The organism is Streptomyces griseochromogenes (genome assembly GCF_001542625.1).
Taxonomy (GTDB): domain Bacteria; phylum Actinomycetota; class Actinomycetes; order Streptomycetales; family Streptomycetaceae; genus Streptomyces; species Streptomyces griseochromogenes.
Window position 1 is genome coordinate 6,424,281 of sequence record NZ_CP016279.1, and the last position, 11,318, is coordinate 6,435,598.

Genomic DNA, 11,318 nt, shown 5'->3' on the forward strand with positions numbered 1-11,318 from the left:
ACCGGCGCCGCACCCCCACAGCGGCGAAGGAACGCCCGCCGCCTCAGCCGAGTTCCAGCGTGGTGACGCCGAACACCCGCTCCCTGGCGTGCTCGCGGACCGGGCCGGTGTACATGCGGGCCGTCTCGAACGAGGGGCTGAATCCGGCCTCTTCCGCCAGCGCGACGCCGGCGGCGTTCGGTTCGGGGACGTCGATCGCCACCTCGCGGCCGGCGGCGTCGGCGGTGAGCGCGGCGAACAGGGCCCGGGCGTCGTCGGCGGCGTCCGCGAAGAGCGGGCCGATGCGCAGACAGTCGCGACCGGGGCGGATCACCCCGTAGCCGGTGAGTCGGTCGCCGTCGTGGCGGACGAACGCCCGGTGGCCGGGGGCGGTCAGCCACTCGGCGAGGAAGCGCGGGCGGTCGGCCGGAGTGCAGGCGCCGTCGTAGGCGGTGAGGGCGGCCAGGTCGGCGGATGCGGCGGGGCGGACGCCGGCGGGTGCGGCGGTCACGGGTGCCGTGCCGGTGAACCGGACGGTGCGGTAGGCGAGTTCGAAGCCCGACTGACGGTAGTTGTCCTGCTGGGCGACGACTCCGTCCAGCCCGACGGTGCGGTCTCCGGCGTGCGCCAGGGCGGTCTTCCACGTGGCGAGGCCGTGGCCGTGGCCGCGCAGATCCGGACGGACGAGGTAGAAGCCGAGGAAGGCGTAGTCGGAGCCGTAGTTGACGACGGAGATGGCCGATACGGGCTCCCCGTCGATCCGGCCGATGAAGAAGCCCTCGGGGTCCTGGGCGAAGAAGGCCGGGCCGTCGGACAGCCCGGGATTCCAGCCCTCCGCCGCCGCCCACCCGCCGACCACCGCCCAGTCGGCGAGGGTGGCCTGCGTGACGACGAGGTCCTGGGGGGCCGGAGAGGTCATCGGTGCGCTCCATTCCATGGGGTCGGATGTGCCGGTCGGCGCGACGCGCCGACCGTGCCCTCAGCATCCTTTCCGATCACACCCCGCCCGCGCCACGCGTGGATCGGCCGTTGCGTGCCTCAAACGGCCCGGCCGGGCGGCGTGTTGGTGACGCGCAGCAGCGGGATCGTGGAGGCGAGGACGAACAGGCCGAAGAGGGTGATGGGGAGCAGTCCCACCGGGCTCAGCAGCCTTGCCGGGTCCTCCCGCAGCCACGCCCGGTCGGCGAACCAGTTCGCGAGGACGTCGAGAACCATCACCGCACAGGCCGACCGGATGCCCTCCGGCCGGACGAGCAACGCGAGGACGGCCACCAGCGGATCGAGCACGACCAGGCCGATGAAGAACACTTGAAGGAGTGGCGGAGCGAAGGACGCGTAGACATGGAGCCCGCCGCGCGTCAGGTCCAGGGCGTGGGCGCCCGCTCCCTCCAGGAAGCCGATCACGTACAGGGCGAGGGCCCCTCGTGCCCAGGGCGGCAGGGCCCGCCACCGCTCTCGTATGCCGTTCCGCACCGGATCACGCTATCGCCCGGCCCGATCCCGCCGCCCGGCCGGGTGGTCGGCGGATCCGGCGCATGTCCCGGGCCCCACCGGGCCGGCGTCCGGTGGGACCTGCCGGAGTGCGGGTCAGCGGTCCCGGCCGGGGTGGAAGCGGCGGTAGAGGACCGCGCCGGTGAGGATCAGGGCTGCGCCGCCGGCCACCGCGGGGGCGGTCAGGTCCGTTCCGGTGTGGGCCAGGGTGGCCACGGACGGGTGCCGGGCGGGGTGCGGGGCGCGCGGGAGGGGGCGGGCCCTGACGGGGGCCGGCGGCGGCGCGGGAGTGGGGTCGGCGGTGTTGGCGGAGTGGTTGCCGACGGCCGGGTTGCCCACGCCGACCACGTTCACGCTGTTGCCGCTGACGTTCACCGGCAGATGCACGGGCAGCTGGATGCCGTTGCCGGAGAGCACGCCGGGCGAGTCCTGCGTGCTGCCTTTCGCCGAGGCGCCGCCGGACTTGGCAGAGCCGCCGCCGGCGGCGCCGTTCTCGCATGCGTTGCCGGCGGCGGGGTTGAGCAGCCCGACCACGTCGACCGTGTTGCCGCACACGTTCACCGGTACGTTCACCGGCAGCTGGATGGTGTTGCCGGAGATCAGCCCGGGCGAGCCGGCCGCCGAGCCGTCGGCGGCGGCCCCGTCGGCCGCGGAGGCGGCACACACCGGCATCGCCACGGCCATCGCGCCGGAGGCGGCGACTACGGCGATCACACCGTTTCGGGTAGCCCGTCTCATAGGTTTCCCTGCCTTCCAGACATCCTCGCGGGCGCTCACCCGCATCGGATAAAACGCGGGCGGCCCGTCCGAGTTCTGCGTTTCCGGCGTTTCACCCCATCGAGTGTCATGATCACTCGAACCGCACGTAAAGTCATCGAATGATCATCAATCCCAATGGAGCGCGCGAAGGATAGATCAACGGACACCGGCTCGCTCGTCCGGAGGCGGCCCTCACCGGGCCCGCTTATGGTGATCGAGGGCGCCGCCCCGGTCCGCAGCGGGTGCGCCCCGGGAGGCGATCCATGCTGGTCAAGCTGTCCACACGGCCCGCCGTACGACGCTGCGCGGGCACCGGGGCGCTCGCCCTGGCACTGCTCGGGGCCGGGCTGCCCGCGGCCGCGGCCGACCGGCCGCAGCCCGACCTGTCCCGCTTCTACCGCCAGAAGGCGGCATGGGCGGCCTGCAAGGGCGCGGACACACCCAAGGACCTCCAGTGCGCGACGGTGACCGTGCCGATCGACTACGCGCACCCCGGCGCGGGCACGCTCGACCTGGCACTGGCCCGCTACCGGGCGACCGGCCCGTCGCGGGGCTCGGTCCTGCTGAACTTCGGCGGGCCCGGCGGAGCGGGCGTCGGCGAATTCACCTCGGGCGGCAAGCAGTTCATGGATCTGACCAACGGCTACGACGTGGTCACCTTCGATCCGCGCGGCGTCGGCCGGTCCTCCCCCGTCAGCTGCGGCGACGGCCAGGGGCTGACGGTGGCGACGGAGGGCAGTCCCGACATCGGCCGCCCGCAGGCGCTGCTGAAGCGGCTGCGGCAGGACGCCGACCGGTGCGCACGGCACTCCGGCCCGGTCCTCGCGCACATAGGCACCGTGAACGCGGCCCGGGACATGGACGTCATCCGCCAGGCCCTCGGCGACAAGAAGCTGAACTACCTCGGCTTCTCCTACGGCACACGGCTCGGTGCCGTGTACGCGGCACAGTTCCCGCACAACGTGGGCCGGATGGCGCTGGACGGCGTGGACACCCTGACCGAGCCGCTGTCCGAACAGGGGCTGGTGGGCGCCGAGGGACAGCAGACGGCACTGGACGACTTCCTGGACTGGTGTACGACGGACGTCGCCTGCCCGTTCGGACAGGACACGCGGGCGGCCGGGGACCAGGTCCTGCAGCTCGTGCGGTCACTGGACGAGAATCCGGTGCCCACGGACTTCGGGGGCGCGTTCTCCGGACAGGACCTGGTGGGCGCCATCGGACAGGCCCTCTACAGCAATGAGCTGTGGCCCTCCCTGGAGCGTGCGCTGGCCTCCCTGATCGAGGACGGCGACACACGGCGCGTACTCAGCTTCTCCTCCGGCGGCGACTTCGCCGCGCCGGTGCGGCAAGGCGGCCAGGGACAGGGCCGCGACCACAAGAACGACCACAAGAAGAAGCAGGACGGCGGCCTCGTGGACGCCCAGGACGTCCCCGCCGACAACCTGCCGGCCGCGCTGATGGCCATCAACTGCGCGGACGACCCCGACCGGCCCACCGCGACGCGGATCACCAAGGACCTGAAGGACCTGCGGGCCGCCTACGACGAGGCGTCCCCGGTCTTCGGCCGGTTCCGGCTCACCCAGCTGCTGATGTGCTATGGCCGCCCCAAGGGCACCGACTTCATCCGCGACCGGGTGAAGAACGTCCCGTCGGCCAGGATGCTGTTGGTGGGCACGCGCGGCGACCCGGCGACGCCGTACCGCTGGACCGAGGAGACGGCGCGGCGGCTCGGGCCGGCGGCCGTGGTGCTCGACAACAAGGGCGAGGGACACACCGGCTACTCGTCGTCCAAGTGCGTGCACCGCAAGATCGACGATTTCCTGCTGTACGGCTCCCTGCCGCCCAGCGGCAGCTCCTGCCCGGCGGACAGGGACGCCTGGAGCTCCACCGCGAACACCTCCAACTGGTGACAGGAACGGCGCAAGCGGGTAACAGGGCTGATTACGGAACAACCTCGAGGTCGTCCCTCACGTCACTCCAGTGAGAGCGCGCCTCGGCCCGCCGTACCCGTACCTGACCGTGACAGGGGAATCCGTCATGCGCACCCGCGCCGCCACCGTCGCACCCGCCGTCCTCGCCGCCGCCGCGACCCTGCTGCTGGCCGCGCCGCAGAGCCAGGCGGCCGCGGCGCACACCAAGCCCGCCCGCTGCGCGGAAAAGGCGCTCGTCCTGCGGGCGAAGGCCACCGCCGATCCGTCCGTGGTGCGCCTCGGCGTGACCAACCGGAGCAGCCACGCCTGTGTCGTCGACCGGGTGCCCACGGTCACCTTCGCCGGCCTGGACGGTGCCGCGCTGCCGGTGCCCCGGGCCGACCGCGGCACCTACGCGCTCGGGGCGGGCCGCACCGGCTACGCGACCCTGCGCACCATCGCCGACCCGGCGGACCCCGAGGCCCGCCGGGCGGACGCGATCACGCTGGCCGCCTCGGCCTCCCAGTGGGGCCGCGCCTTCAGCGCGGCGCAGCTCGGCACCGGGACCGAGGTCCGGGTGTGGGAGCCGGTGACGACCTGGTGGCAGCCGACTGCGGCGGCCGCGGACCGGGCCCTCGGCGTCAGCTGAGGGTCACTTCCGGGGAGTAGAGGTCCAGCCACTGGGCGAGGTCCAGGGTGCGCTCCAGGCCGCGCCGGGCGACCTGGGTGCTGACCGGGGCCTCGCGCTCGGCGGCCTCCCGGACCCGCTCCCGGTCGACCAGGTCGAAGACCGGGTGGGTGGGCCGGGCGAGGAGATCCTTGGCCTGCTCCTGGAGGGCGCGGGCGTAGCGCGGGTCCTGGGTGGACGGGTACGGGCTCTTGACCCGCTCGTACACCGAGCGCGGCAGCAGGTCCGCGGTCGCCTCCCTGAGCAGGCTCTTCTCCCGGCCGTCGAAGGACTTCAGCGACCAGGGCGTGTTGTAGACGTACTCCACGAGCCGGTGGTCGCAGAACGGCACCCGGACCTCCAGGCCGACGGCCATGCTCATCCGGTCCTTGCGGTCCAGCAGGGCGCGGACGAAGCGGGTCAGGTGCAGATGGCAGATCTGCCGCATCCGGTACTCGAAGTCACTCTCGCCCTCCAGACGCTGGATGGCCGCGACGGCCGTGCGGTAGCCGTCGGCGATGTAGCCCTCCAGGTCCAGGGTCTTGGCCAGGTCGGGGCGCAGCACGTCGGCGTCGTCGCCGAAGTGGCGGCCGAAGCGCACCAGCCAGGGGAAGGTGTCGGCACGGCGGGCGTCCTCGTCGAAGAACTGCAGGTAGCCGCCGAAGACCTCGTCGGCGGACTCGCCGGACAGGGCGACGGTGGACTGGTCGCGGATGGCGCGGAAGAGCAGCAGCAGCGAGGTGTCCATGTCGCCGAACCCGGTCGGCAGGTCGCGGGCGCGGATCACCTTCTCGCGCACGGCCGGGTCGGCGAGGGACTGGGCGTCCAGGACGATGTCCTGGTGGTCGGTGCGGGCGAGCCGGGCCACGTCGTGCACGAAGGGCGTGTCCGGGGTGCCGCGCAGTTCGTCGGCGACGAAGTTGTCGGCCTGGCCGACGAAGTCGACCGCGAAGCTGCGGACCTTCTCGCCCTGCTCGGCGAGCCGCCGGGCGGCGAGCGCGGTCATGGCGGAGGAGTCGAGGCCGCCGGAGAGCAGGGTGCAGCGCGGGACGTCGGCGACCAGCTGGCGGCGCACGATGTCGTCGAGGAGCGTGCGCACGGTGGCGATGGTGGTGTCCCGGTCGTCGGTGTGCGCGCGGGTCTCGAGGCGCCAGTAGACCCGGGTGTGCGCACCCGTGCGGTCGACGGTGACCACGGTGCCGGGTTCGACCTCGCGCATGCCGTCCCACACGGCGTGTCCGGGGGTCTTGACCATGGTGAACAGCTCGCGCAGGCCGTCCAGGGCGACGCGGGGGCGGGCGAGCGGGTTGGCGAGGATCGCCTTGGGCTCGGAGCCGAAGAGGACGCCGTCGGGGGTCGGGTAGTAGTAGAACGGCTTGATGCCCATACGGTCGCGGATCATCACGAGCCGGCCGTGGCGGCCGTCCCACACGGCGAAGGCGTACATGCCGTTGAGCCGCTCGGCGACGGACTCGCCCCATTCCAGGTAGCCGTGCAGGACGACCTCGGTGTCGGAGTCCGTGGTGAACCGGTGGCCGCGGTCGATGAGCTCGCGGCGCAGTTCGGTGAAGTTGTAGGCCTCTCCGGAGTAGACGAGGGCGACGTTTCCCTCGGGGGTGGCGACGGACATCGGCTGGCGTCCGCCGGGAAGGTCGATGATGGCGAGCCTGCGGTGACCGAGGGCCGCGGGGCCCTCGGTCCAGGTGCCCCGGTCGTCCGGGCCGCGGCAGGCCATCGTCTCGGTCATCGCATGCAATGTGGTCGACTCGGCGGTCAGGTCACGGTCGAAGGAGACCCATCCGGTGATGCCGCACATGCGCTACCTCCTGCCTCCGGCCCGCGGCCGACCCCGCGCTCACCTGCGCTTTTCGGGGAGATGCAAGACGGCCGCCGAACCAGTTGTATCGAGCACCTATATGACGAGCGTCCGTCAGGCGGGCGCGGCGGTCAACGCGAGCGCGGCACGGGCGGCCTTTACTCCCCCATGGTTTCAGCCGTGTTTTGCCAACGCGAAATCGAAGGACCGCCATGCCACCGGGCCGGGGAGGCAGGAACCGGCCACAGGCAAAAACTTCCCCAAGCGACTGCCGCGCTACGGCTTCGCAGTCAGAAACCAGTCAAGTGCCGAGGTGAGTTCGGCCGGCTTCTCCACGGGCAGCTCATGGCCCGCGTCGATGATGCGCACGACCGCGTTCGGGTAGGCCTTGGCCATCCGCAGCATCTGCCGCACGGGCAGCTGGATGTCGTGGTAGCCGTGCACCATCAGGGTGGGCGTGGCGATCTCGCCTGCGCGGTCGAGGACGTCGAAGGCCCGCATGGCGCCGTACAGGGTCATGACGACCTCGCGCGGCGTGTCGGCGGAGGAGCGGATGTACTCCCGGACCTCCTCGCGCGGGTGGCCGGGGGCGAAGGCCCGCTGGATGTTGGTCGCGACGAACAGCTTGTACGGCACGAGGGTGGAGGCCGCCATCAGCAGGCCCCGGCCCCGGTTGTAGGTCATCCGGCCGATCGAGTTGACCAGCACCATGCGCTCCACCCGGTCGGGGTGGGACAGGGCGATGGTCTGCGAGATCATCCCGCCCATCGAGTGGCCGACCAGCACGAACCGCTCGACCTCCAGGTGATCGAGGAGGGCGAGGACGTCCCTCGCCAGCTCCGCGATCGTGCGCACCCCGGCCCCCGTGCTCTCCCCGTGGCCGCGCAGGTCGAGCCGGATGACCCGCCGGCCTGTCGAGAAGTGCGCCAGCTGGTGGTCCCAACGGTGCCGGTTGGCGGTCCAGCCGTGGACGAACACCAGGGGTACGTCCGCGCCGTCGCGGGGGCCCTCGTCGTCGTACGTCAGTACGGCGCCGTCGACGTCGAGCTGGGGCATGGGGGCCTCCTGGGGTGCACTCCGGTTACTGTCCGGTACGGTAACCGGCCGCGGCACCGTCCGTCATCGGCGATCGCCGAGGAATTCGAGGATGTGCCCGAAGACGTCCAGGGCGGCCCCCCGGCCCAGGAAGGTGTCCAGGTGACCGTAGCCCGGGATCTCGGTGTACGACACCTCGAGCTGGGGCTGCCGGTGGGCGAGTACCTCGTGGCACAGCTTCTGCGAGTCCAGCCACAGCCCGTTCTCGCTGCCCGCGAGCAGCAGGACCGGGGTGTCGATGCGGCCGGCCGCGTCCAGCGCGTTGGGCGGCAGCGCCCGGTAGCGGTGGTCGGTGTCGTGCCAGCGCACCACGCTGCGGGCCAGCTCGATTCGGCGCAGATGGGGCAGGATCCACAGCGGCGCCGGGCCGAGGAGCTCGGCGAGCCGGTCGTGGGTGGCGGTGCCGAGGTTCTCGTGCACGAAGAGGGAGGCGCCCGTGCCCCAGGCCGAGTTGTGCAGGATCTGGCAGGTCGGGTCCGGGCAGCTCGCCCTGCGCGAGGCCAGGGCGAACAGCGGCGTGTACTTCGACCACAGGCCCACCTTGCGGAAGTCGACCGGGATGTGGTCGATCCGCGTCTTGAGCAGCTCCCCCGCCACCGACATCCGCAGCGAGGTCCGGCCCGCCAGCTTCGGCGTGAGGAACACGCCCTGGGAGACCACACCGGCCAGGCCCGGGACCAGCCCGGCCGCCATGCTCATCGAGAGGGTGAGCGAGCCGATGCAGTGGGCCACCACGAACAGCGGCCGCTCTCCGATGCGCCCGCGGATGTGGGTGACGGCCTCGGGGATGTCGTACAGCGCCACGTCGTCGTACGTGTACCGGCGGCCGGTCTCGTTGTACGGCAGCCGGCAGCTGCCCCGCCAGTCCAGCAGCCAGGGCTCGTAGCCCTCGTCGAGCAGGACGTCGACGAGGTTGCGGGTCTCGGGCAGCAGGAACATGCCGGCGGACGCGGTGTGCCCGTGCAGGAGCAGCACGGCGGGCCGGGCCGAGCCGCCGATGTCTCCGGTGCCGACACGGGTCAGGCCGAGACGGACACCGTCGCTCGTGCGCAGCGGGATCTCCTCGACGCGGGCCGGGTCCAGGCGATGGCGCAGGGGGCGCGGGGCCGCGGTGGTGCGGACCTTGCGGAGCGCCGGCCGGGCCGTCCGGGAAGGAGTGGTCCTGAAGATCATCGGTGGTGCTCCGTGAGGGTGGGGGTGCGGCGCAGGTCGAGCAGGTCCGCGGCGGCCCGGGCGAAGGGGCCGACCAGGCCGCGGCCCATCTCCAGGCCGAACCAGGCGAGCCAGGTCAGCTTCGCCGCCCGTTTCTCCTGGCCGGTCAGGCGCGGGTCGACCTTGATGCCGTCGATCTGGTCACGGACGTAGGAGTCGGCGGGTACGACGACCTCGCCCAGCAGGCTCGCGGCCTCGCCCTCGCGGCCGATCTCCACGGTGAGCGCACGGGTCTGCCGCCACAGGTCACGGCGGGCCCGTGCGTACTTGCGGCCCTCCAGCCACCACAGGCCGCCGTCCGCATCGCGCAGCGTGAGCCGGTAGCGCAGGAGCTGGTGCCTGAGGCCGTGCTGCTGCGGGATGCCCTCGTCGGGGCGGACCCACACGTCGCCGCGCTGAACGGTCAGCGGATCGGGGTGGATCGCTGTGCAGGTCACCTCGCCGGTGACGTCCACGCGGCGCTCCTTGACCAGCTGGTACATGCTCGCGATGGACAGGGTCAGCGCCATCGAGCACGGAGTCTCGGCGGCGGCGCCGACCGGGCCGACCGTACCCTGCGTCGTCTCGGCGAACCACAGGTAGGGCTGGTCGTCCTTGTGCGGGAGCCGGGCCAGGCCGTCGTCGGCGAGCTTCTCGAACGTCTTCAGCTGGGCCTGGGCGTCGTAGCGGGCGGCGGGCGCGAGACCGAGGGCGGCGACCAGGGCGTCGGTGCGCTCGGCGACGGCGGCGGGGCCCTCGAGGGTGGCCTCGCACAGCTTCAGCGCGGTGGGGCTCTGCAACACCCGGGAGAGGAAGGCGAGTTCGGGCACCGGCTCGGCCTCCAGCCGGGCGAGGGTGTCGGTGCGCCACTCGTCCCAGTCCTGGACGCGTACGTGCATGCCGCCGAAGGCCATGTCCCGTACGACGTCGTCGAGGGTGTTGGGGACGCCGGTGAGGTTGTAGTCGAAGCCCCAGGCGTCGGGCTCGCAGATCGCGGCGACCGCGACCCGGCTGACCCAGTCCACGGGGGCCGCGTTGAGGTAGCGGAACGCCGGTACGGTGCGGAAGCGCCCGAAGGCGGAGATCAGGCCGCTGCTGAGGTCCTGCGGGTTGTACGCGCCGGTCTTCGTGTGGCCGCCGATGCCGCCCGGGCGGAGCGCGGTGACGACGAGACCGTGCTCGCGGGCGCGGCGCAGGGCGACCTCGGCGGCCCACTTGGACTGGTCGTAGCCGGAGACGAGCCGGTCCACGTGGGCGAGCGGGTCGTCCTCGCCCATGGAGGTGATGCCGACCTCGTTGAACACGGCGATGGACGAGATGTGGTGCAGCGGCTTGGGGCGGCCGGTGGCGGCGAGTTCGGCGAGGGTGAGCGCCCCGAGGACGTTGCTGGTGCGCAGCGACTGGTAGCCGCGCAGGAAGTCCACGGCCGCCGCCACGCCGACGACGCTGTCGAGTTCGTGCGCGAGGCTCGTCCACTGCTCGTCGGTGAGGCCGAGGCGGGGGCGGCGGATGTCGCCGGGCAGGACGGTGACGCGCCGTCGTATCTCCGAGGACCACGGCAGCTTGTAGCCGCGCAGCTGGGCGCCGAGCCGTTCGGTCGCGGCCGCCTCGTCGGCCGCGCGCACCAGGCAGTACACATGGGCGTCGCTGTGCCGCAGCAGGTCGAGCAGCATGTGGCTGCCGAGGAAGCCGGTCGCCCCGGTGAGCAGGATGCGGCGCGGCGGCAGCGGCTCGGGCACGTCGGTGAAGGGCAGCCGGTCGGCGAGCGCGAGGTCGGCGAGGATCTGGTCGAGGTCCTCCTGCCGGGCCCGGGAGTGGGGGTCGCCGTCCCGGTACGGGCTGCTCGGTGCGGCGGGCGGGGTGCGCGGGAACGGGACGGGCAACGTGCCGGGGGCAGGGGCGGGAGTGGCCAGGGGTGCCGGCGCGGACGGGGATGCCCCCGCCGGCGTGCCCCCGAGCAGCGGCAGCCAACGCCGGGCCAGGCTGACCGGTCGGGCGTCCGCGAAGACCTCGTCGAGGTCGACCTCGATGCCCAGTTCACCCTCCAGTTCGGCGACCAGCTCCACCGCGCCGACGGAGGTGCCGCCCGCGTCGAAGAAGTCGGCGTCCGGCGCCAGCCGGCCGGAAGGCAGATGGCGGCCGGCCGCGGCGGCGACGGTCGCCGCGAGGCCGTCCAGGTCCGGCGCCGGGGCCGGGGGCACCGGGGTCGGAGTGGGCTCGACCGCGACGACGGCGGCGGTCGTCCTGCCCTCCGGATCCGGCGCCGGGGCCGGGGCGGGATCGGTCGTCGTGCCGGCCGCACGCACCTTGGCCAGCAGGCCGGCCACGTCGAGTCCGCCACCGCCCCGTTCGATCGACTCGGCGATCGCGTGCCGGCCGGCGTTCGCCGGATCCTCGTTCATGTCAC

General features: G+C 72.7%; 9 protein-coding genes. 2 read left to right on the forward strand and 7 right to left on the reverse strand.

Annotated elements, in window-relative coordinates:
• Positions 1–43: 43 nt before the first annotated feature.
• The 3 genes from AVL59_RS27645 to AVL59_RS55915 form a co-directional block, all read right to left on the reverse strand.
• Positions 44–898, reverse strand: coding sequence for a GNAT family N-acetyltransferase (locus AVL59_RS27645; protein WP_067309560.1), 855 nt, complete (start codon positions 896–898; stop codon positions 44–46).
• Positions 899–1,017: 119 nt separating this feature from the next.
• The gene (locus tag AVL59_RS27650; RefSeq protein ID WP_067309562.1) at positions 1,018–1,452 is read right to left on the reverse strand and encodes a hypothetical protein; all 435 of its coding nucleotides are present in this window, start codon (positions 1,450–1,452) and stop codon (positions 1,018–1,020) included.
• Between the two features lie 114 nt (positions 1,453–1,566).
• Positions 1,567–2,208, reverse strand: a complete 642-nt coding sequence (locus AVL59_RS55915; protein WP_099053139.1) for a chaplin — start codon at positions 2,206–2,208, stop codon at positions 1,567–1,569.
• 284 nt (positions 2,209–2,492) lie between these two features.
• On the opposite strand from AVL59_RS55915, the gene AVL59_RS27660 reads away from it, so the two are divergent.
• Both AVL59_RS27660 and AVL59_RS27665 read left to right on the forward strand, forming a co-directional pair.
• Positions 2,493–4,142 (forward strand): alpha/beta hydrolase, encoded by a 1,650-nt coding sequence (locus tag AVL59_RS27660; protein WP_067309568.1) that lies wholly within the window; start codon positions 2,493–2,495, stop codon positions 4,140–4,142.
• 127 nt (positions 4,143–4,269) lie between these two features.
• On the forward strand, positions 4,270–4,791 hold the full coding sequence (locus AVL59_RS27665) for a DUF4232 domain-containing protein (protein ID WP_067309570.1): 522 nt from the start codon (positions 4,270–4,272) through the stop codon (positions 4,789–4,791).
• Here the strand turns inward: AVL59_RS27665 and asnB are convergent.
• The 4 genes from asnB to AVL59_RS27685 all read right to left on the reverse strand — a co-directional run bounded on the left by asnB (position 4,784) and on the right by AVL59_RS27685 (position 11,313).
• Positions 4,784–6,625, reverse strand: a complete 1,842-nt coding sequence (gene asnB / locus AVL59_RS27670; protein WP_067309572.1) for an asparagine synthase (glutamine-hydrolyzing) — start codon at positions 6,623–6,625, stop codon at positions 4,784–4,786. The two genes, AVL59_RS27665 and asnB, sit on opposite strands and share 8 nt — an antisense overlap.
• 276 nt (positions 6,626–6,901) lie before the next feature.
• A complete protein-coding gene (locus tag AVL59_RS27675) occupies positions 6,902–7,681 on the reverse strand; it encodes an alpha/beta fold hydrolase (protein ID WP_067309574.1) in 780 nt (259 codons plus the stop codon).
• Between the two features lie 63 nt (positions 7,682–7,744).
• Complete coding sequence (locus AVL59_RS27680) at positions 7,745–8,893, reverse strand: alpha/beta hydrolase (protein ID WP_067309576.1); 1,149 nt, start codon at positions 8,891–8,893, stop codon at positions 7,745–7,747.
• Entirely contained in the window at positions 8,890–11,313 is a 2,424-nt protein-coding gene (locus AVL59_RS27685) for a thioester reductase domain-containing protein (RefSeq protein ID WP_237281687.1), read from the reverse strand. Before AVL59_RS27685 ends, AVL59_RS27680 begins: the two co-directional genes overlap by 4 nt.
• Positions 11,314–11,318: the final 5 nt, after the last annotated feature.